Origin of the sequence: Kribbella sp. NPDC005582 (assembly GCF_040605415.1) — a bacterium.
Classification (GTDB): domain Bacteria; phylum Actinomycetota; class Actinomycetes; order Propionibacteriales; family Kribbellaceae; genus Kribbella.
The window spans coordinates 570,704-595,179 of the sequence record NZ_JBEXCU010000003.1 but is presented as its reverse complement, the minus strand read 5'-3'; the positions used below and the strand labels follow the sequence as shown (position 1 = coordinate 595,179).

Genomic DNA, 24,476 nt, shown 5'->3' with positions numbered 1-24,476 from the left:
ATGTTCTACGAAATCCGCACCGAGCACGCGCGCACCGGCGCAGGGACCGAACTGGCCCGCTATCTCGACGAGACCGTCATCCCGCTGCATCAGGAGCTAGGGATGCAGGTCGTCGGCGCATTCACCGCGATCGATGACCCTGACACCTTCGTCTGGATCCGGCGCTTCGAGGACGCGGCCGATCGTGAACACATCCTCGAGGCCGTCCATCGGGATCCGCGCTGCGACGCCATGATCACGACCGTCGCCGCGCTGTCCGACGGGCCGGCCGCCACACTGCGGTTGCAACCCACCGCGGGATTCCGATGAGCAGGCACGAACTGCACGCCACGCCGGAGACCGTGATCAACGTGTTCGATCGACGTACGGCGGCGGTTCTGACCGTGGACCCCGGCGACTCGGTGGTGGTCGGCGCGCTGGACGCTGCCGGCTATCTGCAGCCGCAACGCGTGCCTGGCGAGGCAGCACCGCGGATGTTCGAAGGTCGACCGGGCCATTGCTTGACCGGCCCGATCGCGGTCCGTGGCGCTGAGCCGGGCATGGTGCTCGCAGTGCACTTCGAGTCGATCGAAGTCGGCAACTGGGGCTGGACACTCGCCGGGGTGAAGGACACGCCACTCATGCAGCGTCTCGGCGTCGCCACCGGCCCGGCCGCCTGGCTGCTGTGGGAGATCGGCGACCAGACCGCAACCAATCAGCTCGGCCACACTGTCGACACGGCTCCCTTTCTCGGCGTCATCGGCGTACCGCCGGCTGAACCGGGCGCGTATCCCACGATGCCGCCACGGGCCGACAGCGGCGGGAACATGGACTGTCGCGACCTGGTCGCCGGTTCGACGCTCTACCTACCGGTGACCGTGCCCGGCGCGATGCTGCATCTGGGTGACGGCCATGCAGCCCAGGGCAACGGCGAAGTGGCGAGTACGGCGATCGAGTGTCCGACGACGACCGAGGTGACGCTGACGCTCCTCCCGGATGCCCCGGTCGCCGGAATCCACGCGGAAACGCCGGAAGGGCGGATCACCTTCGGCTTCGACGAGGACCTGAATGTGGCGATGGCGAACGCGCTGGACGCCATGCTGGTCTGGATGCAGTCGCTGTTCGGCCTCGACAAGACCACTGCACTCGCGCTGGCCAGCTCGGTCGTCGACCTCCGCATCACTCAGGTGGTCTGCGAGACCTGGGGCGTGCACGCCGTACTCCCCCACGACGCAGTCCGCCGGGAACGCGCATGATCGACTGGGTCGAGCTGGCCGAGTCACTCATCACCTCGCCCTGGCTGTACGCCGTACTGGTGGCAGTGTCGTTCCTCGACTCGTTCCTGCCGCTGATCCCGAGCGAAGCCGTCGTGATCGTCGCCGGTGTGTACGCCGCCACCGGGCAGACCGACATCGTGCTCGTGATCGCGGCCACGACGCTCGGCGCCTTTCTCGGCGACCTGGTCCCGTACACGATCGGACGCCTGGTCGGCGAGCGAGTGCTCCAACGACTTCCACCGGGAAGCAAACGCCGAAAGGCTCACGATTGGTTCGCGCGTGAGCTCGATGCTCGCGGCGGCTTCATCCTCGTCACCACGCGCTTCATCCCCGTCGGCCGCTACCTGGCCACTCTGTCCACCGGCCTCGTGCGTTATCCGCTGGCCAAGTACGTCGTCTTCGTCGCGCTGGCGACCAGCAGCTGGAGCGCGTACACCGCCCTCACCGGCTACCTCGGCGGCGTGGTCTTCCGCGACAACACCCTGCTCGCGATCGCGGTCGGCATTGGGGTGGCGTTGCTGGTCACCGCAGTGACCGAAGCGATTCGCCGGCTACGAGTCAACTGACTGGACGGAAGGTACGGCGGTAGGCGCCCGGCGTGACGCCGACCGTCTGCGCGAACAGGGTGCGGAAGTTGCTGGTGGTCGGGAAGCCGACCTGGTCGGCGATCCGGTCGACAGTGTGGTCGGTGGTCTCGAGCAGCTCCTGCGCGTGCCGGATGCGGACGCCGGTCAGCCACTGGATCGGGCTCTGCCCGGTCTCTTCGGTGAACCGCCGCGCGAGGGTCCGGACGCTCATGCCCGCCGCTGCACCGATGTCGGCGAGGGTCAGCCGACGATGGGCGTTCTCCTCGATCCACTCCAGAACGCGTTCGAGGTTCGCAGTCTGGTGAGTTGGGCGGTTGCGGAGGATGTACTGCGCTTGGCCGCCGGTGCGATGCAATGGCGCGACGGCGATCCGAGCGGAAGCCGCCGCGACCGCGACGCCGTAGTCGCCCTCGATCACATGCAGGCAGAGGTCGAGTCCCGCGGAGGCACCGGCCGAGGTCAGGATCGAGCCGCTGTCGATGTACAGCACATCGGGATCGACCCGCACCGCCGGATAGTCCCGCGCGAGCTGGTCGGTGCCGAGCCAGTGCGTGGTCGCGGTCTTGCCGTCGAGCAGGCCGGCCTCGGCCAAGGTGAACGCACCCACGCAGATCGAAGCGATCCGCGTCCCGCGCTCGGCCGCGGCGCGCAGGGCGGTCAACACCTCCGGTGCGGTCGGCGCCGTCGGATCGTGACGACCCGGTACGACGATCAGGTCGGCGCGCTCGAGGACGTCGAGGCCGGCGCCGGGCGTGATCCGCAGCGGGCCGGCGCCCACCGACTCTTCACCGGCGACGACCACGCGGTATCCCGGGCGCCCGTCCGGCAACCGCACGCGCCCGAACAGCTCCACGGGCGTGGCCAGATCGAAGGCGATCACATCTTCCAGCGCAAGCACGGCCACCAGCTGCATCGACCCAGAATAGACGCTGCTGCCGTGTCAGGATATATGGCCAGATCCAGGCGTTTTATGTCGTGATTGCCAATGGCGTCCAGGCGGAGTGCGGTCGAAGATGTCCAGGCAACCATCTCCGCACAAAGGACTCCTCAGCGCATGACGGCCTTTCTCCTCTCGGTCCATGTCCTCGCCGCGATCCTTGCCGTCGGCCCGGTGGCGATCGCGGCCAGCATGTATCCACCCGCAGCCCGCGCCGCGCGGGAGAACCCTGGGGACGCCCGCAAAACCGCAACCGTCCACGTGCTGCACCGCATCACCCGCGTCTACAGCGTGATCGCGATCTTCGTCCCGGTCTTCGGGCTCGCCACCGGCGCCCGTCTCGGGGTCCTCGGCGACATCTGGCTGATCGTGTCGATGATCCTCACCGCGGGTGCCGCCGCCGTACTGATCGGATTGATCCTGCCCGGCCAACGCCTCCTGCTCGCCGAGCTCGACCAGCAGCACGACACCACCTCGGCCACCCGGCGGCTGGGCATGCAGACCGGAATCTTCAACCTGCTCTGGGCGATCGTCGTCGTACTGATGATCTACCGTCCCGGCTCGACCACCGGAGTCGGACTGTGAACCTCCGCCGCCTCCTGCACCTCCTCGGCACCCTCGAGCTGGCCACGCTGATCCCCATGCTCGCGAACCTGGCGACCGTCCATCACCCGACGATCTCCGCCACCCTCGGCCCGATCCACGGGCTCGCCTACACCAGCACCGTGATCATCGCCGTACTGGCCATGAACGGCCGGCACCGGATCTGGCTGCTCTCCCTCGTCCCCGGCATCGGCGGGCTCCTCGCCGCGCGAGCCCTTCACAGGCAGCCGCCACTCACCTTGAGCACCGATCAGTCGTACGGCGTCCGCGGCGGTGGTTGATGGGTGCTCAACGCGGCGTGGCCGCTGCACCTTGAGCACGGATCGACCGCCGTGCGGCCGGGCGGATGGTCGAGGGGTGCTCAAAGTGGCTTGGCGGGCTACGTCGCGGGTTTGAGTTTGCGGGCTAGGAGCGCCAAGGCGAGCAGTACGGCGGCTGCGGCGGCGGAGCGCCAGGGGAGGGTGAAGGCGAGGGTGAGGCAACCCAAGAGGCCGATGACGTTGACTGCTCGGGGCCAGCGGCGGTGGTTGGTGGGTTGGGTGAACGCCGAGGCGTTGGCGATGGCGTAGTAGAGGAGCACGCCGAACGAGGAGAAGCCGATGACGCCGCGGAGGTCGGTGGTGATGACTAGGGCACCGACGACGATGGCGAGGACGACTTCGGCGCGGTGCGGGACTTGGTAGCGCGGGTGGACGGCGGCGAGCCAGCTCGGGAGATCGCGGTTGCGGGCCATCGCCAGCGTCGTGCGGCCGATGCCGGTGATGAGCGCCAGGAGGGCGCCGAGACTGGCGAGAGTTGCGCCGACGCGGACTACGGGAGCCGCCCAGGGGGAGCCGGCGGCGTCGACTGCGGCAGCGAGGGGCGCGGCACTGGCTGCCGGGTCGACGACGCGCAGGAGTGTCAGGGCGACGAGCAGGTAGATGACGATGGCGATGCCGAGTGCGAGCGTGATGGCGCGCGGGATGGTGCGCTCGGGCTCGCGCACCTCCTCCCCCATCGTCGCGATCCGCGCGTACCCGGCGAACGCGAAGAACAACAACCCGGCCGCCTGCAGGACGCCGTGCACCGACGTATCCGTGACAGCCGGTACGTCGCGTGACGCGTCCCCGGTACCGAGCACGACGACCACGACCGTCAGCACCAGCAACGAACAAGCGACGAGGATCTTCGTCAATCGGGCGGTCCGAGTCACCCCGCGGTAATTGACCGCCGCGAGGGCGACGACGGCCAGCAGCGCGACGAGCTTCCGCGCCCACCCGTCCACGGGTACGGCGTACGTCGCGAAGGTCAGCGCCATCGCGGCGCAGGAGGCGGTCTTGCCGATGACGAAGCACCAGCCGGCGGCGAATCCCCACCACTCGCCCAGCCGTTCGCGGCCGTAGACATAGGTGCCGCCGGCAACCGGGTAGACCGCCGCGAGCTGGGCCGAGGACGCGGCGTTGCAGTAGGCAACGATCGCGGCGATCAGCAGCCCGATCAGCAGGCCCGATCCGGCCGCCTGCGCGGCAGGCTGCCAGACCGCGAACACGCCGGCGCCGACCATCGAACCGATGCCGATCGCGACGGCGTCGGTCAGGCCGAGCCGGCGGGCCAGCCCCGGTTGCGAGGTGGGCACCTCAGTCGCCCGCCGCCATCGCCGCGGCGATCTTCCGCTCGGCATCGATCACTGCCTCCTCGGGCGCTTCGGGCAGCAACTCTGCCCACAACGGAAGCATCTCGCGCCGGGCTTCGAGCATGCCCAGCGGCCTGGGGTAGAACCACACGTGGAAGTGCGCGTTGCCGTCGCCCCAGCGGTAGACGTGCACGCGGGCGATGTCCCCGAGCCCGAGGATCGCACGCTCGACCCGCGCGACCACCGGCCCATAGCTCATCGCCAGCCGGTCGGGCAGATCGGCGAACGAATCGTAGTGGTCACGGGCAGCCAGCCAGACGATGCCGGGAATGGTGATTCCGGTGCCCCGGATCAGGGCCCAGTCGTCGTTGACCCACAGCGGCGGCCGGTGCTCCGACTGCTCGTAGTTCTTCAGCCAGTCGCACAGGCCGCACGGATCGCCGCCGGGCTCACCGACCCGCGGTGGCTCAGGGATCACTCGCTGCTGCGGATCGCGGCGGACCAGCGGTTCGGCGTACGGAAGGGTCATGGCGGTGCCTCCTGGGATCTGATCTCCGCCAGTGAAACATGACCGTTGCAGGAATTGCAACGGTCATGTTGCATCAGAGCTGGACCACTCCGCGGAGCACCAGATCCAGGGTCAGCCGGCGGACCCGCGCACGGGACCAGTGGTGACGCCCGCGCATGTGCACGTAGGTAAACGCCGCCGAGACCATCAGCACCTCGGCGACATCGCTGATCCGGCCGTGCGGGTGCAGCGTCCCGTCGGCCTCACCCTCGCGAAGGAACCGCTCGAACGGGTCGAGAAACGACACCGACCCATTGCGGGCCTGCTCCTGGTGGAAGACCAGATCCGACGAGAGCATCAACGGCAGATGCCGGTCGATCACGTCGAACAAGGCCTCCAGCGTCCGGACCAGGCCTTCACGGCCGGTCCCCGATCCGGCCAGCACCGGCCACATCGTTTCGCGGTAGTCCTCGGCCAGGGCGTCCAGCAGCGAGTTCAGCAGCAGTTCGACGGTGAGTCCCTGCCGCCAGAGCGTGACCCGGGAGCGACCGGCCTTCTCAGCGACCCGCTCCAGCGTGACACCGGACCACCCATGCTCGGCCAGTACGTCGATGGTCGCCGACCGCACCGCCTCGTCCACCACCGCCGCCATCGGACCGGTCCTCCCAGTTGCGCATCTTGTGCAACACGGTCGTTGCACGGCACCATGACTGTACCAAGCGAACCGAGGAGCGCCATGGACAACCGCACCGAGATCACGCTCGGGCTCAGCGAGCACGAGCGACTCGGCCTGACCGCGCTCGCGGCCGGTCTGCGCTCGGTCGCCGAGACCGAGTTGTCCGAGGAAGACGCGATGGTGGCCGCATTGGAGCTGGCGCTGACCCGGTTGATCGAGGACTTCGAGGTCCCGGATGTTGCCGCCCGCAAGCAGGTGCAGGCCGCCCGCGACGCGTTGCGCGCGCACTGGATCCGCGGCAGCGCCACGCTCTGAACAGGAGAAACAGGTCGACGGGGCGCTGCCATCGGCAGCACCCCGTCGGGTCAGGCGGTCAGGAGAAGCTGACCGAGTAGCTGTTCGTGGTGAAGTTGAGGCCACCGCTGGACGAGGTGATCTCGTAGCCGAACTGGACGTCGGTCACGGTGACGTCGCCCATCCAGCCCTTCGACCGGATCCAGTTCAGGATGGCCTTGACGTCGACCGAGCCGGAGTTGGTGTTGCTGGTCCGGACGAACGAGAAGACCTGGTTCGAACCGTTCGAACCCTTGTGGACGTCGAAGTTGTGGCCGCCGACGGACGCGTTGGTCTGCTTGCTGCCGATCGGGCCGACCGCACCCGTCTTGTTCATCCAGATCATGATTTCGAAGTTGTGGCCGTCGGCCCAGATGTCGTAGCAGGTGCAGTACGCGCCACTGCCGGGCCGGGACACGTTGAAGTTGCTGGTCAGGCTGCCGAGCGAGCTGATCCGCTTGTTGACGACGCGAGCGGAGTGCGGGTAGGCCTTCACGCCGCCGGTGTTCGGGTGATTGGCCCAGACGCCGAAGTTGCTGCCGGAGTTGGCCCAGATCGTCTGCGGGCCGGCACCACTGCCCCAGACGTCGTTGCGGACCGTGTAGCCGCCGCTCGACCACTCGCCCCACTTGTCACTCGACGACCAGGTGGCCGCGTGGGCCGGCAGCGCGGCGCCGAACAGAGCGGCCAGCAGCGTCACCAGCGCCACGACCGGTTTGAGAGTCTTCATGAGGGTGTTCCCTTCTCGGAGTGGGCGTCAGCGGCGAAATCGAAGCGCTTCGATAAAGGGGTGAAAAAAGGGCGGGACAACCCGCCGCCGACTCCAGGGATCAATCGCGTCGAATTCGATTCGAATTCGACTGAGAGTACTTGAACCATTACTGCGGAACGCCATCACTATGCAATGCGAACACCGCCGGGTCAATGTCTGGATTGGTTGAGATCTTGACGGCGGCGGCGGAAGTCACCAGAGTGGTACTGTCGAAGCGCTTCGACTGTCAACTCCGACCCGGAGGTAGGGCCCCATGGTCACCATCGGCGACGTCGCTCGGCATGCCGGGGTCGCGGCCAGTACCGTCTCCTATGTTCTCAGTGGGAAGCGGTCGATCTCCGCCGAGACACGCCAGCGGGTTCACGCCAGCGTCGACGCCCTCGGCTACCGGCCGAACGCGAGCGCCCGCGCCCTGGCCTCCAGCCGGTCCAACGTACTGGCATTGGTGATCCCGCTCCGCGCCGGCATGCACGTGCCGGTGATGATGCAGTTCGCGACCGCGGTCGTGACGACGGCCCGCCGGTACGACCACGACGTCCTGCTGCTCACCGCCGACGAGGGCGCGACCGGTCTGGAGCGGGTACAGCAGAGCGCGCTCGTCGATGCCGTCGTGGTGATGGACATCGAGCTGTACGACGAGCGGGTGCCGCTGCTGCGAGCGCTCGACCTCCCGTCGATCTTGATCGGGTTCCCGCTGGACGCCGAAGGACTGACCTGTATCGACCTCGACTTCGTCGGCGCCGCCGAGCTCTGCGTGGACCACCTCGCCGACCTCGGTCACAAGCGGATCGCCCTGCTCGGTACGCCGTCGGCCGTCTACGAACGGCAGACCGGATTCGCGCAGCGCACGCGCGAAGGCTTCCGGGCCGGCGTCGACCGCCGCGGCGTGCACGGTCTGGAAACGCCGTGCGAGGCAGCCCACGAAGCGGTTCTGGAGACGGTCGAGCAGCTCCTGGCCGACGAGCCGGAGCTGACCGGGCTGGTGGTTCAGAACGAACCGATCATCGGCCCGTTGCTCGACGTACTACGCCAGCTCGGCCGCCGGGTGCCCGAAGACATGTCCGTGCTGGCGATCTGCGCCGACGACGTCGCGGAAGGACAGCGTCCGCGACTGTCGTCGGTCGCGATCCCGGCCGAGCAGATCGGCCAGCAGGCGGTTGAGCTGCTGATCGGGAAGCTGGACGGACTGGCGCCGCCCGCGGGGACCTTGGTCCCCGCGGAGCTGACCGCTCGGGAGAGCAGCGGTCCGGCACCTCAGCCGGTTCGTTCCACCACCGCCTGATCCCCTGGCTTCAAGGTCAGCGAACCTTCGACGGACTGTCCGCTGACCAGGTCGTGCCCGTCGATCTCGATCGTGGCCTCGGCGATGCCGTGGTTCAGCAAGAACGTCCAGGTGGTGTCGCCCTGCCGCCGGCGAACCACCTCGACACTCTCCGGCAACTCGGGCACCAGCACCCCGGCCCGTCGGCAGATCGTCTCGACGAGTCGCTGGTAGCCGGCATCCTCGAGCTGCGTCGAGACGTACCAGGCCTCACCGCCGCCGAAGGTGTGCCGCGTGATCGCCGGCGCACCGGCCAGCGGCCCGGCGGCGTACACATCCACCACTTCGGCGCCCTCCGGATCCACCTGCTCGCTCCACCAGCGGGCTCTCCCGGCGTCGGCCAGCTCGGTCTCGGCGACCGGATAGAACTCCTCGACGCGGATTCCGAGCAGCTCGCGAAATGCGCCCGGATAGCCGCCGAGAAACACCCGGCAGTTCGGGTCCACAATTCCGCTGAAATACGTCACCAGCACGTGTCCACCGGACGCCACGTATTCCCGTAGCGCGGCCGCGTGCGCCGGGTCGACCAAATACAGCGACGGTACGACGACCACCCGGTACGGCGTCAGGTCGGCCGACGGATGAATGACGTCGGCCCCGATCCCTGCCCGCCACAACTGGCGATGCGCGGACTGAACCGCTTCCAGGTAGTCGAGGTCCGACGACGGCAGGTGCGTCCCCTGCATCGCCCACCACGCCTCGGCGTCCCAGAGCACCGCGACCTCGGCCTCGACCTGGCTGCCGCTGATCTCGCCCAGCCGCCCCAGGAGTCCGCCGAGCTCGCAGATCTCCAGGAAGCGCCGGGACTCCTGGCCGGCGTGCGGCACCATCCCGGGATGGAACTGCTCGGATCCACCCGCCGAGGCCCGCCACTGGAAGAACAGCGCACCACGCGATCCGCGGGCGACGTGGGACAGGCTCATCCGGGTCATCCGGCCCGGCTCCTTGGTCCGCAGCCGCGCTCCGTCGATGATCGCGCCCGGAGCCTGTTCCATCAGCAGCCACTCACCGCGCCGGGCCCAGCCCCGGGCCTGGTCGGCCGCGAACGCCGTCTGCTCCTCGGGCGCCAGCCCGGTCCCGGACGGATAGTTGTCGATGGCAACAAGATCAACCGCGTCGGACCAGCGGTGGTGGTCGACCGGCACCCAGTTGCCGAAGACGAAGTTGGTCGTGATCGGAATGTCCGGCGTGGCTGCTCGCAGGATCGACTGCTGCTCCTTGAACGCCGCGAGCAGCTCGTCCGACCAGAACCGCCGGTAGTCGACGAACTGCGCCGGATTCACCAGGTACTGCGTCGCGCGCGGCGGCATCACCTCGGCCCAGTCCGAATAGCGCTGACTCCAGAACGCCGTCGTCCACGCCGCATTGAGCGCGTCCAGATCGCCGTACCGGTGCTGGAGCCAGGTCCGGAAGGAAGCTGCGGCCTGGTCGCAGTAACAGACGGTCCCGTATTCGTTGTGGACATGCCACATCGTCAGCGCCGGATGGTCGACGTACCGATCAGCCAGTACGCCGCAGATCCGCTTCGCAGCCTCCCGGTAAGCCGGGGAGCAGACGCAGTACGTGTCCCGGCTGCCGTGGGTCAGCCTGGTGCCGTCGGCCCGGACAGGGAGGGCCTCCGGGTGCTGCAAGCTGAACCACGGTGGCGGCGACGCGGTCGGCGTCGCCAGGTCCACGCCGACGCCGTGATCGGCGAGCTGGTCCAGCACCGTGTCCAGCCAGCCGAACTCGTACTGGCCGGGCCGGGGCTCGAGCTGGGACCAGGAGAAGACGCCGACCGTGGCCAGGTTCACCCCGGCCCACTGCATCAGCTCGGCGTCCTCCTTCCAGATCGACGGCGACCACTGATCGGGGTTGTAGTCGCCGCCGAAGTACAAGGGCTTGGTCACCACGGCTCTCCGTAAGGGATACCCAGTCCGTTCGTGGAGACGAACACCCGGCCGAAGACGCGCGGATCACCAGTGATCGCGTCGTTGGTCGAGGCGTACTGGTGCTGGTCGTCGTTGATCCGGATCCACGTGCTGCCGGCGTCGTCGGACCGGTAGATGCCCGCCTGGCCGCCCACCTTCGCCGACGCGTACGCCGCCATGTGCGAGCACCCGGGACGCGCCTTGCCGAACCCGATCGTCAGCGCCTCGGCGACACCCGGCAGCCGCTCGAAGGTCACGCCACCGTCGGTCGAGCGGAACAACCCACCCGTCCCACCGGCGAGCCAGCAATGACCCGCGCGATCCAGCACGGTCTCCAGCTTGGCCTGCGAAACCACCAGGCCGGTCGCCGTCGGCCCGAAGGTCCGCCCACCGTCGACACTCCGGTACGCCGTCCCGGTCGCCGCGGCAACCGCGATGAACAGCGACGGGTCCACGCGGTCCGCGACCACACTGACGTCCTTCGGCAGCCCGTCAACCGGTGCCCAGGTCGCACCCCGGTCCCGCGAGAAGTGCGGCACGATATCGCCCGGAACCCACAGCAGCGTCCGCGCATCGGTGCTGACGGCAACCTTCCCGGTCTGCGTCAGCCCGGCGGGCTCCCCCGGGAACGGCGCCCACGTCTTGCCGGCGTCGACCGAGATCGCGCCACGCTTCCCCGCCTGGTCATTCGCCAGCCGGACGACGAAGCCCGGCGTACGGGCGGCGTAGTCAAGGCTCGGTGACGTACCGCTGACCGGGTTGGCGGCCTGACCATCAGCCGGTACGACGTCCAGCCGGTCATGCCGGTAGACGCCGATGTCGCCGAGCGCGCTGATCAACGGCGGTCCCCACGGCGGGCTGATCAGGTCCAGCACCGCGGTCTCTTCGAGCCCTTGCGCCCGGACGGACCAATGCGTGCTGCGCCCCCGCTCGGCGTTCCGCACGTCGTCGGTGCCGAAGACTGTCGCACCCGTGACGTACATGACCTTGTCCGAGTCGAACGGATCGATCGAGATGTCGCCGATCATCCAGCCCAGCTTGGCCTTCTCCTCATGGAACGTCAGGTACGGCGCTCCCGAGACGTCGAGCTCGATGTGCTCGGCGATCGAGTGCCACGTCGTACCGCCGTCGACCGAGCGGAAGATGTCGTCGACCGGCCCCCAGCGGCTCATCGTCGAGACCATCACGGTCCCGGGCTTGCGCGGGTCGATCGCCAGGCCGGCGTACCCGAAACCGGCTTCACCGCCGGTGTTCGGACGCAGCGGCGTGATGTCGGTCCACACTCCGGTGCGGGTGTCCAGCTTGTGCACGGCGCCGTCGTACATCTCGTACGGCCCGGGGCGGTCGCCGTAGGTGACATAAAGATTGCCGTCCGGACCGAGCTCGCCGTGATGCGGCAGCAGACCGGTCGGCTGACCCGCCAACGGCTGCCAGGTCTTACCCGCGTCGTCACTGCGGTACAGCGGCGCGGTGCCGTCCGCGACACCGACATAGATCGTCGGCGTCGGGCGGCCGCGCCGCGCACCGCGCGAATCGAAGAACACGAAGCCGAGCCCGATCCCCGCCGTACCGGTGGCGGGGAAACTCTCCACCCGGGCCCAGGTGACGCCGCGATCGGTGCTGCGCCACAGGCCCTGGTTGCGGGTGCCGAAGTAGAGCACGCGGCCGTCCCGCGGGTCGACGGCCAGGCGCTCGCCCATCGACCGGCCGGGCTCGTTGCCGCCGAGTTTGAAGGGCAGATCCGTACGTTCGAACGTTCGGCCCTGATCGCTCGAACGCAGGATCGCCCCGTTGATGGGGGACCACTCGTTCGTGTAGGTCCCGACGGCAAGGTACAGCCGCCGCGGGTCCGCGGGATCGAGCGCCAGACTCTCGACGCCGGTCAGGCTCCACTCCTCGAGCCCGACCCAGTTCAGCAACTGCTCCCAGCGCTGCGTGCGCTGGTTCAGCCGAGCGGCACCGCCGATGTCGGTCCGCAGGTAGACCAGACCACGCTGGGCCGGGTGATGGATGATGCCGGTGACGAACCCGCCGCCGACGATCTCGACGTTGCGCCAGCGATAGCGGTTGCCCCGATGGGCCGTTGTCGCGGCGGCGGTCTGGGTCGAGGCGGCAGCGACGGTGGCGGCTCCGGCGCTCAGCGCCAGGAAGTTCCTTCGCTTCAGATCCATGGTTCCGGTTACCCCTTGACTGCGCCGATGATGACGCCCTTGGTGAAGTGGCGCTGGATGAACGGATAGGCGAGCAGCACCGGCAGGACCGCGATCACGACGATCGCCATCTTGATCGCCAGTGTCGGCGCGGGCGCCAGGTTCATCCCGGGCGATGCCGCGATCCCGCCGGCACCGGACGGCAGCTGCTGCGCCTGCACGATGTAGGTCCGCAGCACGAGCTGCAGCGGCCACTTGTTGTTGTCGTTGAGGTAGAGCAAGGCGTTGAAGAACGCGTTCCAGTAGCTGACGGCGTAGAACAGCCCGACCACCGCCACCACTGCCTTGGACAGCGGCATCACGATCCGGGTCAGGATGCCGAACTCACCGGCGCCGTCCACCCGGGCGCTGTCGATCAGCTCACCCGGGATGCCCATGAAGAACGACCGCATCACGATCAGGTTGAACGCCGAGATCGCCGTCGGAAGGATCAGCGAGGCGTAGCTGTCGATCAGGCCGAACGAGCTCACCAGCAGGTAGCTGGGGATGATGCCCGGCCCGAACAGGAAGGTCAGCAGCACCACGAACAGCAGCGGCCGGTGCAGCAACGACCCCGGCCGCGACAGCCCGTACGCCGCCAGCACCGTGATCGCCAGACTGAACACCGTCCCGATCACCGTCACGCCCATGCTGACCACGAGAGCCTTGGTGACCACTCCCCCGGACAGCAGTTGCACGTACGCCGACAAGGTCAGCTCGCGGGGAACGACCACCAGACCGCCGGCCCGGGTGACCGCTTCGGTACTCGACAGGCTGGTGACGACCACGACGTACAGGGGGAAGGTCACGGCCAGTACGACGAGCCCGAGGATCAGGCCCTTGCTGATCCGGCCCGGAACCGACGGCGGCTCTTCCCAGGCCGGACGCTCGTTCTTCTCCACGATGGCCCGGCGACGGCGGGTCAGCCGGCTGGGCAACGTCAGATTCTGCGACGTCATGACTTGGAGTACACCCCCTGCTCACCCATCATGTGAGCGAATCGATTGGCGACCAGGATCAGCACGAGTCCGACGACTCCCTTGAACAGTCCGGCGGCAGCGCCGTACCCGAAGTCGCCGACCAGCAGGCCCTGGTAGTACACGAACGTGTCCAGCACCTCCGACACCTCGGCGCCGACGGCGGATCGCTGCAGGATGAACTGCTCGAAGCCGACGCTCAGGGCGTCGCCCAGCCGCAGGATCAGCAGGAGCACGATGACCGGGCGCAGGCCGGGCAGCGTGATGTGCCACAGCCGTCGCCAGCGGTTGGCGCCGTCGGCGGCCGCTGCCTCGTAGAGCGCCGGGTTGATCGTGCTGAGCGCCGCGAGGAACACGATCATGCCCCAGCCGGCGTCCTTCCAGACCGCCTGCGAGGTGACCAGCAGCAGGAAGGTGTCCGGGTTCGTCATGAGGTCGATCGCCCCGTGCCCGTGGGTGCGCAGGGCCTGCGCGAGCAGGCCCGAGCCGCCCAGCATCTGCTGGAACAGCGAGACCACCAGCACCCAGGAGAAGAAGTGCGGCAGGTAAGCGACGCCCTGGATGAGCGTCCGCACCCGCACCGAGAGCACGCTGTTCAGCAGCAGCGCCAGGAAGATCGGGATCGGGAAGAAGAACACCAGCTGGAAGCCGGTGATCGTCAGCGTGTTGGCCATCGCCGACCAGAACTCCGGCTCGGCGAACAGCCGGGCGAAGTTGCCGAACCCGATCCACTCGCTGCCGCGGATCCCGGCGTACGGCGAGTAGTCCTGGAACGCGATCACGTTGCCCAGGGTCGGGAAGTAGTGGAAGACCCCGAGCAGCACGATCACCGGCGACACCATCAGCAGCAGCGGCCAGTCCTTGCGGAACCGCTGCCGCCAGTTGGCGCCCGACTTGCTGCTGCGGCGGGTCCGGCGGCGAGCCTCAGCGACCGTTGTCACTGAGCACCTTCGCATAGAAGTCGCGACCGGCGTCGCCACCCTTGGTCTGCCACTCCTTGATCGCGACCTTCAGGTCGCTCATCGGGCGGCGGCCCCGGTAGATGTCCTGAAGCTTGTCGTCGAACGGCTGGGCCAGCGCGGCGTACTTGGCCGGCTGCTCGACCCGGATGCCCTCGAACAGGTTCTTCTCCCGGTACTTCGCGGCCAGGTTCGCCCAGGTGCTCATCGCCTCCACGTAGCCCGGGTACTCGCTCTGCGTGATGGCGTTCGGCCGGCCGCCGAGGAACAGGTACGTCGGCGCGATCTCCTTCTGGCCCAGCGGGGTCAGCTTGGGCGCACCGGACGGCAGCCGGGTGTAGTGCTTGCCCTCGACACCGTAGTTGTAGAGCTGGTTCTCCTGGGTCCCGAACGGCGAGGCCGTGTAGTTGAGCACTCCCAGCAACTCGGCGATGCGGTCCGGCGCCAGACCCTTCTTCATGAAGGTGTAGATGCCGGCCGGGTCACCTCCCCACACGATCGGCGTACCGCCGTCGTGCGCGAACGGCGCGACCGCCGCCATCTTGAACGACGGGTTGTTGGCCTGCCGCTGCAGCGTCTCGGCCCAGGTGCCGGTGCCGTCCATGCGGATCACGACCTGACCACCTTCGAACAGCGGCTTCTGGTCGGCGCTGTTGTTCGCGACCACCTCCGGGTGCACCCAGCCGGACTGGAAGGTCTTGCGGACGAAGGCGACGGCCTCCTCGAACTCCGGCGTCTCGATCCGGTTGACCAGCTTGCCGGACGAGTCCTTCCGCCAGCTCGCCGGCACGCCGTACGCCCGCATCACCTCGTCCGAGATCCCGCCGAACGCCCACTGCTTGCGCTTGGCATCGGTCAGCTGCTTGCCGAGGGCCTCGAGCTCCGCGATCGTCTTCGGCGGCTGCGCGCCGGCCTTGTCCATCAGGTCCTTGCGGTAGTACAGCACCCAGGGCGCGCCACCGCCGGGGAACGGGACCGCCTTCAGCTGTCCGTTCCAGACCGAGAACGACCACGCCGCGGTCGGCAGGTTCGCGAGCATCGGGTACGGCGAGACCTTGTCACCGGCCAGATGCGGGGTCAGGTCCTCGAAGAGCTTGTCCACGGCCTGGCCGAAGCGGGCCAGCCCGCCGATGTTCCAGCCCGGGATGCAGAGCAGCTCCGGAACGTTGCCGGCCGCCAGCAGCGGGCCGAGCTTGTCGCCGTAGTCGATCCCGTTGACGATGTTGAACCGAACCGGAGCGCCGATCCGCTCGTTGTTGGCGGCGTAGTAGGAGTTGCTGCCCAGACCGGGCGGGCTCGGCGCCCACAACGGCGTCATCGCGGTCACCTCGCGGCCGCTCTTGACCGGCGGCTCCGGGACCACCCGCTGGAGGTCCGTCGGGTACTTGGTGAATCCGGGGTCGGCGCCGTTCTCACCAGGCAGATCGGGCTTCACCCCTTCGTAGGCGGTGTACTTCGGCAGCAGTCCGGACAGCTTGCCGGTCGCCTCGGCGTGCCCGGCGGCGGTCGATCCGCCACCGCCGCCGTCCGAACAAGCAGTCAGTGACGAGCCCGCGGCGACCGCCGCGGTACCGGCCCCGACGAGGGCGAGAAAACTCCTGCGGTTCGGTCCGCTGCTTCCAGTTCCGGTCACAGTAAGTCCTTCCACTGGGAACGACGGACGTTCCGAGCTAGAGTTAGTTTGGCTTGACGCCAAACAAAGTAGTTGATGCGCCGGGCCTCGACAAGATGCCAGACTGAACACCCTCCGAACCGACACCGAGCCCCTCGATCCCGAACGGACACACGTTGAGCACACTCACCGCCGACTACAGCGATGTCCGGGCCACCAATCTGTCCGCGGTGCTGGGATTCCTCCGGGCGAACGCTCCCTGCTCACGCGCCGCGATCGCCGGTGGCACCGGCCTGAACAAGGCCACCATCACCAGCATCGTCGGCGACCTGATCGAGCGCCGGCTGGTCCGGGAGACCGAGCAGACCCAGCACCGGGTCGGTCGTCCGGCAACACTGCTGGAGCTCGACGGATCGGCGTACGCGGCGATCGGGATGGAGATCAGCGCCCGCGGCCTGACCGCGATCGCGTACGACGCCGCCGGCGGACAGATCCTGCGTTGGCATCGTGCCGGTCCCGGCCAGGGCGCCGGTCCGGACAAGACGCTGACCGCGACGAGCGCATTGGCTCGGCGAGCGATGAGCACCGTCGCGGCCACCGGCCGGCAGATCCTCGGCCTGACCGTCGGAGTTCCCGGTCTCGTCGACCGCGATGGCACCGTCGTACTGGCGGCCGGTCTTGGCTGGCGTGACTTCCCGCTGAAGTCGCGCCTGCTCGACGCCCTGAGCAACCCGGACTTCCCGGTGAGCGTGGACAACGACGCCAACCTGAGCGCGTTGGCCGAGTACCGCTACGGCCCCTTCGCGGGCACGAACAACCTGATCCAGATCTCCGGCGACACCGGTCTTGGGGCGGGCATCATCTCCGACGGTCGCCCCTTGCAAGGCCACCTCGGGTACGTCGGTGAGGTCGGCCACCTGCGGGTCGCGCCGGACGGACCGCTGTGCGGTTGCGGCCGCCGCGGCTGTCTCGAGGCCCTGGCCGGCATCCCCGCCCTGGTACGCCGGTTGCACGACGAATCCGATCTCGATGATCTCCAGCTCGCAGTCGAGCAGGTCGTCGCGCGAGCCGGAGCCGGTGACAGTGAGACGGTGAAGGCGCTGTTCGAGGCCGGTAGCTGGCTCGGCCAGGGCGTGGCGATGCTGGCCAACGTCCTCAATCCGGCCTTGATCGTGCTCGGCGGCTACTACGCGACGCTCGGCGAGTGGCTGCTGCCGGGAGTGGAGAAGGAGCTGCTCGAACAAGCACTCGCACCACGGGCCGGTGGGTGCAGCGTCACCCTGTCGACCCTGGGTCACGACATCACCGCCATCGGCGCCGTCGCGCGTTCGTTGGACCAGCTCGACGCCGGGCGCATCCCCGGCTGACCCCCGACGGCACCGTTCGCCGAAAACTTTCGTCTCGACCGCTGCCCGATCTTGACCGGGTCGCTGTGGAGTGCGACCCTTCCAGAACTGTCGAAGCGCTTCGACGCCGCCGCGAAAGCCCGCTGTAGACTTTCGGTCGCCGTCGGTAGCCACCGAACGCCCGGAGACGACAACCGATGAGCCAGACACACGACGTGTTCCGCGACCCGCAGCGCCCAGTGGCCGAGCGGGTCGCCGATCTGATGGATCGGCTGGAGCCGGCCGAGAAGCTCGGTCTTCTCCATCAGCACCAGGCCCCTGTCCCCCGGCTCGGGGTCGGGCCGTTCCGGACCGGCACGGAAGCCCTGCACGGGGTCGCCTGGCTCGGTCCCGCCACCGTCTTCCCGCAGGCGGTCGGGCTCGCGACCAGCTGGAACCTGGACCTGCTGCACGCCGTCGGCGTCGCGGTCGGTTCCGAGGTGCGGGCCTTTCACGACAAGGATCCGGCCGCGGTCGGGCTGAACGTCTGGGCGCCGGTCGTCAACCCGCTGCGCGATCCGCGCTGGGGCCGCAATGAAGAGGGCTACAGCGAGGATCCCTGGCTGACCGGCGAGCTCGCGATCGCATTCGGGTCCGGACTGGCCGGCGACGGCACCGGGCCGCTGCAGACCGCGCCAACGCTGAAGCATTTCCTTGCCTACAACAACGAAACGGACCGCTGCGCGACCTCGAGCGGTATGCCCGCGCGCGTCCTGCGCGAGTACGAGTTGCCCGCCTTCGAGGCGCCGCTGCGCGCCGGGGCCGCGGTCGCCGTGATGCCGTCGTACAACCTGGTGAACGGCCGCCCGGCGCATCTGAGCCCGCTGATCAACGATGTCATGCGCGGCTGGTCCGATCAGGAGTTGCTGGTCGTCAGCGATGCCGGCGCGCCCGCGAACCTCTACGGCTTGCAGGAGTACTTCCCCGACGGCGTCACTGCTTACGCGGCAGCGCTGCGGGCCGGAGTCGACAGCTTCACCCAGGACGACAGCGACGCGACGGGAACCATCCGGTTCCTCGAAGCGGCCCTGGAGCGCGGTCTGATCACCCAGGAGGACGTCGATCGCGCGGCTGCCCGCGCCCTGACCCTGCGCGTCCGGCTGGGCGAGTTCGATCCCGCCGCGGAGTCGACGACGGCACCGGACATTGTCGGCTGCCAAGCGCACCGGGATCTGGCCAGGGAAGCGGCACAGCAGGCCTTTGTGCTGCTGAAGAACGAAGACCTACTGCCGTTGCCGACCGACGTGAAACGGATCGCGGTCCTCGGCCCCTTGGCCGACACCCTCCAGGAGGACTGGTACTCCGGCACGCTTCCGTACCAGGTGACGGCGGTGAAGGCGCTGACCGAGCGACTCGGTCCGGACGCTGTCGAGTACTGCGAAGGCGTCGATCGAGTGCAGTTCGGTACGGCGGGAGCGGCCCTGGAGGCCGACGACGACGCCGTGGTCGGACTGACCAAAGCCAGTGCCGGATTCGACCTGTTCGACTGGGGCGGCGGCGCCTGCACGCTGCGTTCGGTCCGGACCGGTCGCTACCTGACCGTCACGGACGACGGCACGCTGCGTGCCGATCACCCCGGCCCGAACAGCTGGGTGGTCAACGAGACCTTCGAAGTGATCCGGGCCGAAGACGGCAAGTGCCTGCTGCGGCACCGCACCACCGGCCGCTACGTCACTCGCCAGGATGACGGCACCATCGCCGTGACCGCTGCCGACGGGTTGACGGCCACGGTCTTCGACTTCACCCGGATCATCGACGGCGCCGTCCTGGCCGCCGCGGCGGCGGCTCGCGCCGAGGTCGCAGTCGTTGTCGTCGGCAACCACCCGCTGGTGAACGGCCGCGAGACCGAGGACCGGGTCGAGCTCGACCTGCCGGCCGGGCAGGAGCGCCTCGTCCGTGCGGTGCAGGGCGGGAACGCCCGGACCGTGCTGGTGATGTCGAGCAGCTACCCGTTCTCTGTCGGCTGGGCGGATCGCGATCTGCCGGCCGTGGTCTGGTCCGCGCACGGCGGCCAGGAGTACGGCCATGCCCTCGCCGACGTCCTGTTCGGTGTGGTCGACCCGGCCGGCCGGCTGCCGCAGACGTGGTACCGGTCCGCGGCGGATCTGCCCGATCTCCTCGACTACGACATCATCACCAGCGACGCCACGTACCAGTACTTCCGGGGCAGCCCGCTCTATCCGTTCGGTCACGGGCTCAGCTACACCAGCTTCGGGTACGGCGATCTCGAGCTCAGCGCACCCTCGATCGCCAAGGACGGCGAGCTGCAGGTCACCTGCACGGTGACCAACACCGGCACCCGGCCGGGCCACGAGGTCGTTCAGCTCTACACGCACCAGCAGAACTCGCGGGTCAAGCAGCCGTTACGCCGCCTGCGCGCCGTTCAGCATGTGGATCTCGCCCCAGGTGAGACGGCTCAGGTCGAGCTGACGGTGAAGGCGGCCGACCTCGCGATCTGGGACGTGACCCGGGACCAGTACTGCGTCGAGCCGGCACGGCACAGCATCCTGATCGGACGGTCGTGCACCGACATCCGGCTCAGCGCACCGGTCGACGTACTGGGTGATCCGATCCCCGACCGCGCACTGGCGGCTGCTCCCCTGCCGGCCGCCGCGTTCGACGAGTACTGCGGCATCACGCTGTCCGATGCGCAGCCGGACGACGGCGACGCCGTACGGTCGGAGCACCCGGGAGCCTGGCTCGCCTTCGCGGACACGGATCTGGGCACGGGTCTGACCAAGTGCCTGATCACAGTGGCGAGCGAGCTGTCCAAGCCGGTCAACGTCGAGCTCCGGCTGGACGATCCATATCACGGCCAGACGCTGGCCACTGTCGAGATTCAGCCGACCGGACACCGGCACAGCTGGACGCAGCTCAGCACCGAGCTCGCGCCCGGCTCCGGCGTCCACACGTTGTACGTGGTGTTCGCCGAAGCCGGGTTGTTCGTGCGGGAGCTGACGTTCAGCTGACGGTGACCGTGAAGTGGTCGCAGTTGCCTTCGACAACTGCGGCCACCGGCCGGCCATCGGTCAGGGTCAGCTCGACAACAGCGGCCGTACCGCCACCGGGGCGGGGCAGCCGGATCCGGCGTACGTCGCCTTCCGCGGGCTGGAACCACCGCAGTTCGACGCCGTCGGCCCAGTCGTACTCCGGGCGGTCGTCGACCGCACCGACGGGCAGGACCGCACCTTCGCGAACGTAGACCGGCAAGGTCTCGAAGCCGTGCTGCTCGGTGAACCAGCGAGCGCCGTCGAGCTGCTCACCGGTCAGCAGGCTGGTCCACCGGCCGGCCGGCAGGTAGAAGGTCACCGTGCCGTCAGCGCTCAGTACGGGCGCTACCACGATGTCCGAGCCGAGCATGTACTGCCGGTCCAGGTGGCTGACCGCGGGGTCGTCGGGGAACTCGAGGGCCATCGGCCGCATCATCGGCGTACCGGAGAGGTGCGCTTGTTCGGCGACCTCGGCGAGGTAAGGCATCAGCGACAGCTTGAGCTTGGTGAACCGGCGCAGCACTGTCACCGCTTCCTCGTCGAACGCCCACGGCACCCGGTACGACCCGGAGCCGTGCAGCCGCGAGTGCGACGACAGCAGCCCGAACGGCACCCAGCGCTTGAACACCGCTGCGTCCGGCGTGCCCTCGAACCCACCGATGTCGTGGCTCCAGTAGCCGAAACCGGATGACGCCAAGGACAGACCACCGCGGAGCGACTCCGCCATTGCCTCGAACGTCGACTCGCAGTCGCCGCCCCAGTGCACCGGGAACTGCTGTCCACCCGCGGTCGCCGACCGGGCGAACAGGACCGCGTCGCCGTCACCGCGGTTCTCCCGCAGCAGGTCGAAGACAGCCTCGTTGTAGAGGTGCGGGTAGTAGTTGTGCATCCGCTCGGGATCGGAACCGTCGTACCAGCTGACGTCGGTCGGGATCCGCTCGCCGAAGTCGGTCTTGAAGCAGTCGACGCCCAGATCGATCAGAGCCTGCAGCTTGCTGCGGTACCACGCGGTCGCCGCCGGGTTGGTGAAGTCGACGATCGCCATCCCGGCCTGCCACTTGTCCCACTGCCAGACCGAGCCGTCGGGACGCTTGAGCAGGTAGCCGTGCGCGCGGCCTTCCTCGAACAGGATCGAGCGCTGCGCGATGTACGGGTTGATCCACAGGCTCACCCGCAGGCCGCGTTCCTTCAGCCGCTGAACCATGCCACCGGGGTCCGGGAAGGCGATCGGGTCCCAGACGAAGTCGCACCAGTGGAACTGCCGCATCCAGAAGCAGTCGAAGTGGAAGACGCTCAACGGGAGATCCCGGGCGGCCATCCCGTCGACGAACGACGCCACGGTCGGCTCGTTGTAGTCGGTGGTGAACGACGTCGACAGCCACAACCCCATCGACCACGCCGGCACCCGGGCGGGCCGCCCGGTCACTCCGGTGTAGCGACGCAGGACGTCCTTCGGCGTCGGGCCAGCGAAGACCAGGTACCGCAGCTCCTGCCCCTCGACACTGAACTGATTACGGGACACGACCTCGGAGCCGACCTCGAACGAGACGTGCGCCGGGGTGTCGACGAAGACGCCGTACCCGCGGCTGCTGGAGTAGAACGGGACGTTCTTGTAGGCCTGCTCGCTCGACGTACCCCCGTCGGCGTTCCAGATGTCGACGACCTGGCCGTTCTTCACCAGCGGACCGAACCGCTCGCCGAGGCCGTAGATGCTCTCGCCGACGCCCAGCGCCAACTGCTCGTGCAGGTACTGCTTGCCCTCGGCATCGGTGATCAGTCCGACGCTGCGGGCGCCGGAGCCGGTCAGTTCACCACGGCTGTCCTCGAACCGCAGATCCCACGGCCCGTCGAGACTCAGTACGGCGGTCAGATCGCCGCTGGTCAACCGTGCTGTCGTGTCGTCGACCTCGACCTTGACCGGGTGAACGTCGTCGGTCTGCAGCTCGAAGGCCGGACGCGCGGGCAGGCCGCCGGCGTGGTGCACGATCCGGACCCCGATGACGCCTTCGGCGGGCGCATCGAGCGTGACGGTGAACAGCGGCTGGTTCAGCGTGTCACCGCGTTTGTCGATCCGCTGGGCCGGCGCGAAGGCGGTCAGGGACCGCTCCCCCGCCTCCACGCTCTCGACCCCGGCGGGTGACAGCCGACTGACCCCGGGCCGCAACTGCCAGTAACCATCGGTGAATTTCATCTGCGGCCTTTCGGTGCCAGGCGGAATTGTCGAAGCGCTTCGACGAATCTAGGTGCGGCCCTCGGTACGGTCAAGGGCGGGCCCACCGGCGGGCAGGTTTATCGATACACTGATCGCCGCCCGATCACCGATGAAAGGCTGAACCTGTGAGTGCTGTGACTCCTAGCCGCGCGGTCATCGACCTCGATCTCCCCGGATCCCGGATCAGCCGCCATCTCTACGGACACTTCGCCGAGCACCTCGGCCGCTGTATCTACGGCGGCTTCTGGGTCGGCGAGGACTCCCCGATCCCGAACGTCCGCGGCATCCGCACGGACGTGGTCGAGGCGCTGCGCGCGCTGCGGATCCCGAACCTGCGCTGGCCCGGCGGCTGCTTCGCCGACGAGTACCACTGGCGGGACGGCGTCGGCCCGCGCGACGAGCGGCCGACGATGGTCAACACGCACTGGGGCAACGTCGTCGAGGACAACAGCTTCGGCACCCACGAGTTCCTCGATCTCTGCGAGCTGCTCGGCGCCGACCCGTACATCAGCGGCAACGTCGGTTCCGGAACCGTGCGCGAGATGCGCGAGTGGGTCGACTATCTGACCGGCGTCGGCGCCTCGCCGATGACGAACCTGCGGCGCGCGAACGGCCGCGAGGAGCCGTGGCGGGTCCCGTTCTGGGGTATCGGCAACGAGTCCTGGGGTTGCGGCGGCAACATGCGAGCGGAGGCGTACGCCGACCTGGCGCGGCAGTACGCGACGTATTGCCGCGACCACGGCGACAACAAGCTCTACCGGGTGGCCACCGGCGCGAACTCCGACGACTACGCGTGGACCGAGACGCTGATGCGCACCATCGGCGGCTGCGGCAACGGCCCCCTGCAGGCGATCTCGCTGCACTACTACACGATCGCCGGCGACTGGAACGACAAGGGCCACGCCACCGACTTCGATCTCGACGAGTACTACACGACGCTGACCAAGGCGACCAAGATCGACGAGCTGCTGCGCCGGCACTCGACCGTGATGGACATGTTCGACCCGTGCGGCAAGGTCGGTCTCGTCCTCGACGAGTGGGGCACCTGGTGGAATGTTGCCGAGGGCACCAATCCCGGCTTCCTCTACCAGCAGAACACGATCCGCGACGCCCTGGTCGCCAGCCTGCACTTCGACACCTTCCACCGGCATGCCAAGCGGCTGACGATGGCCAACATCGCGCAGACCGTCAACGTGCTGCAGGCGATGATCCTCACCGACCCCGACACCGGCGCGCTGGTACGGACCCCGACGTACCACGTCTTCGAGATGAACACCGGGCACCACGACGCCGACAGCCTCGCCGTGCACCTCGTCGACGCTCCGACTCGGGACAACCTCAGCCTGCTTTCCGCCTCGGCCTCCACCAAGGACGGCACCGCGCTGATCTCGTTGTCCAACCTGGACGCCGAGGAGGCCCGGCCGGTGGTGCTCGATCTGCGTGGCCGGGAGTTCTCCGGTCACACCGCCCGCATCCTGTCCGCGGCCGCACCGCAGGCTCATAACACCCCGGACGCGCCGGACGCCGTGGCGCCGCAACCCTTCACCGGAGTCAGTGCCCACCAGCGCGGCCTCGAACTCACCATCCCGCCACACTCCTACGTGACCGTCTCCCTGACCCTCACCTAACTACAGTCG

At 68.4% G+C, this 24,476-nt stretch carries 21 protein-coding genes; 10 read left to right on the top strand and 11 right to left on the bottom strand.

Going from position 1 to position 24,476, the window contains the following annotated elements; all coding sequences use genetic code 11:
* The 3 genes from ABZS29_RS20530 to ABZS29_RS20520 are packed head-to-tail and all read left to right on the top strand — an operon-like array spanning position 1 to position 1,822.
* A complete protein-coding gene (locus ABZS29_RS20530; RefSeq protein WP_355463853.1) occupies positions 1–309 on the top strand; it encodes an NIPSNAP family protein in 309 nt (102 codons plus the stop codon).
* A complete protein-coding gene (locus ABZS29_RS20525; RefSeq protein ID WP_355463852.1) occupies positions 306–1,235 on the top strand; it encodes an acetamidase/formamidase family protein in 930 nt (309 codons plus the stop codon). The genes ABZS29_RS20530 and ABZS29_RS20525 overlap by 4 nt, the downstream gene beginning before the upstream one ends.
* Positions 1,232–1,822, top strand: a complete 591-nt coding sequence (locus tag ABZS29_RS20520; protein ID WP_355463851.1) for a DedA family protein — start codon at positions 1,232–1,234, stop codon at positions 1,820–1,822. Before ABZS29_RS20525 ends, ABZS29_RS20520 begins: the two co-directional genes overlap by 4 nt.
* On the opposite strand, the gene ABZS29_RS20515 is transcribed toward ABZS29_RS20520, so the two are convergent.
* Complete coding sequence (locus ABZS29_RS20515; RefSeq protein ID WP_355463850.1) at positions 1,815–2,756, bottom strand: helix-turn-helix domain-containing protein; 942 nt, start codon at positions 2,754–2,756, stop codon at positions 1,815–1,817. The two genes, ABZS29_RS20520 and ABZS29_RS20515, sit on opposite strands and share 8 nt — an antisense overlap.
* 141 nt (positions 2,757–2,897) lie before the next feature.
* Here ABZS29_RS20515 and ABZS29_RS20510 point away from each other — a divergent pair, with 141 nt between their 5' ends.
* Together ABZS29_RS20510 and ABZS29_RS20505 are read left to right on the top strand one after the other, a co-directional pair.
* Complete coding sequence (locus ABZS29_RS20510; protein ID WP_355463849.1) at positions 2,898–3,365, top strand: hypothetical protein; 468 nt, start codon at positions 2,898–2,900, stop codon at positions 3,363–3,365.
* A complete protein-coding gene (locus ABZS29_RS20505; protein WP_355463848.1) occupies positions 3,362–3,664 on the top strand; it encodes a hypothetical protein in 303 nt (100 codons plus the stop codon). Before ABZS29_RS20510 ends, ABZS29_RS20505 begins: the two co-directional genes overlap by 4 nt.
* A 98-nt stretch (positions 3,665–3,762) precedes the next feature.
* Here ABZS29_RS20505 and ABZS29_RS20500 read toward each other — a convergent pair whose 3' ends face one another.
* From ABZS29_RS20500 to ABZS29_RS20490, 3 genes are all read right to left on the bottom strand, one after another.
* The gene (locus tag ABZS29_RS20500; protein ID WP_355463847.1) at positions 3,763–5,043 is read right to left on the bottom strand and encodes an APC family permease; all 1,281 of its coding nucleotides are present in this window, start codon (positions 5,041–5,043) and stop codon (positions 3,763–3,765) included.
* On the bottom strand, positions 5,000–5,524 hold the full coding sequence (locus tag ABZS29_RS20495; protein ID WP_355463846.1) for a hypothetical protein: 525 nt from the start codon (positions 5,522–5,524) through the stop codon (positions 5,000–5,002). The genes ABZS29_RS20500 and ABZS29_RS20495 overlap by 44 nt, the downstream gene beginning before the upstream one ends.
* Positions 5,525–5,597: 73 nt before the next feature.
* Positions 5,598–6,155, bottom strand: a complete 558-nt coding sequence (locus ABZS29_RS20490) for a hypothetical protein (RefSeq protein WP_355463845.1) — start codon at positions 6,153–6,155, stop codon at positions 5,598–5,600.
* A gap of 84 nt (positions 6,156–6,239) precedes the next feature.
* On the opposite strand from ABZS29_RS20490, the gene ABZS29_RS20485 reads away from it, so the two are divergent.
* Complete coding sequence (locus tag ABZS29_RS20485; RefSeq protein ID WP_355463844.1) at positions 6,240–6,494, top strand: hypothetical protein; 255 nt, start codon at positions 6,240–6,242, stop codon at positions 6,492–6,494.
* A 58-nt stretch (positions 6,495–6,552) separates the two neighbouring features.
* Here ABZS29_RS20485 and ABZS29_RS20480 read toward each other — a convergent pair whose 3' ends face one another.
* Complete coding sequence (locus ABZS29_RS20480) at positions 6,553–7,242, bottom strand: hypothetical protein (protein WP_355463843.1); 690 nt, start codon at positions 7,240–7,242, stop codon at positions 6,553–6,555.
* Between the two features lie 295 nt (positions 7,243–7,537).
* Between ABZS29_RS20480 and ABZS29_RS20475 the strand changes: the two genes are divergently transcribed.
* Positions 7,538–8,566: a LacI family DNA-binding transcriptional regulator gene (locus ABZS29_RS20475; RefSeq protein WP_355463842.1), complete on the top strand. Its 1,029-nt coding sequence runs from the start codon at positions 7,538–7,540 to the stop codon at positions 8,564–8,566.
* Here ABZS29_RS20475 and ABZS29_RS20470 read toward each other — a convergent pair.
* From ABZS29_RS20470 to ABZS29_RS20450, 5 genes are read right to left on the bottom strand one after another with little or no spacing between them, the layout of a single operon-like run.
* Positions 8,539–10,494: a beta-galactosidase gene (locus ABZS29_RS20470; protein WP_355463841.1), complete on the bottom strand. Its 1,956-nt coding sequence runs from the start codon at positions 10,492–10,494 to the stop codon at positions 8,539–8,541. The two genes, ABZS29_RS20475 and ABZS29_RS20470, sit on opposite strands and share 28 nt — an antisense overlap.
* On the bottom strand, positions 10,491–12,686 hold the full coding sequence (locus ABZS29_RS20465; RefSeq protein ID WP_355463840.1) for a carbohydrate-binding protein: 2,196 nt from the start codon (positions 12,684–12,686) through the stop codon (positions 10,491–10,493). The genes ABZS29_RS20470 and ABZS29_RS20465 overlap by 4 nt, the downstream gene beginning before the upstream one ends.
* An 8-nt stretch (positions 12,687–12,694) precedes the next feature.
* Positions 12,695–13,663 (bottom strand): carbohydrate ABC transporter permease, encoded by a 969-nt coding sequence (locus ABZS29_RS20460; RefSeq protein ID WP_355463839.1) that lies wholly within the window; start codon positions 13,661–13,663, stop codon positions 12,695–12,697.
* Positions 13,660–14,622: an ABC transporter permease subunit gene (locus tag ABZS29_RS20455; protein WP_355463838.1), complete on the bottom strand. Its 963-nt coding sequence runs from the start codon at positions 14,620–14,622 to the stop codon at positions 13,660–13,662. The genes ABZS29_RS20460 and ABZS29_RS20455 overlap by 4 nt, the downstream gene beginning before the upstream one ends.
* A complete protein-coding gene (locus ABZS29_RS20450; RefSeq protein WP_355463837.1) occupies positions 14,606–16,273 on the bottom strand; it encodes an extracellular solute-binding protein in 1,668 nt (555 codons plus the stop codon). The genes ABZS29_RS20455 and ABZS29_RS20450 overlap by 17 nt, the downstream gene beginning before the upstream one ends.
* Before the next feature lie 155 nt (positions 16,274–16,428).
* On the opposite strand from ABZS29_RS20450, the gene ABZS29_RS20445 reads away from it, so the two are divergent.
* Both ABZS29_RS20445 and ABZS29_RS20440 read left to right on the top strand, forming a co-directional pair.
* Positions 16,429–17,619: an ROK family transcriptional regulator gene (locus ABZS29_RS20445; RefSeq protein ID WP_355463836.1), complete on the top strand. Its 1,191-nt coding sequence runs from the start codon at positions 16,429–16,431 to the stop codon at positions 17,617–17,619.
* A gap of 176 nt (positions 17,620–17,795) precedes the next feature.
* On the top strand, positions 17,796–20,606 hold the full coding sequence (locus ABZS29_RS20440) for a glycoside hydrolase family 3 C-terminal domain-containing protein (protein ID WP_355463835.1): 2,811 nt from the start codon (positions 17,796–17,798) through the stop codon (positions 20,604–20,606).
* On the opposite strand, the gene yicI is transcribed toward ABZS29_RS20440, so the two are convergent.
* Complete coding sequence (yicI, locus tag ABZS29_RS20435) at positions 20,599–22,818, bottom strand: alpha-xylosidase (protein ID WP_355463834.1); 2,220 nt, start codon at positions 22,816–22,818, stop codon at positions 20,599–20,601. The genes ABZS29_RS20440 and yicI overlap by 8 nt on opposite strands.
* A 146-nt stretch (positions 22,819–22,964) precedes the next feature.
* On the opposite strand from yicI, the gene ABZS29_RS20430 reads away from it, so the two are divergent.
* Entirely contained in the window at positions 22,965–24,467 is a 1,503-nt protein-coding gene (locus tag ABZS29_RS20430) for an alpha-L-arabinofuranosidase C-terminal domain-containing protein (RefSeq protein WP_355463833.1), read from the top strand.
* The last annotated feature ends 9 nt before the right edge of the window (positions 24,468–24,476 follow it).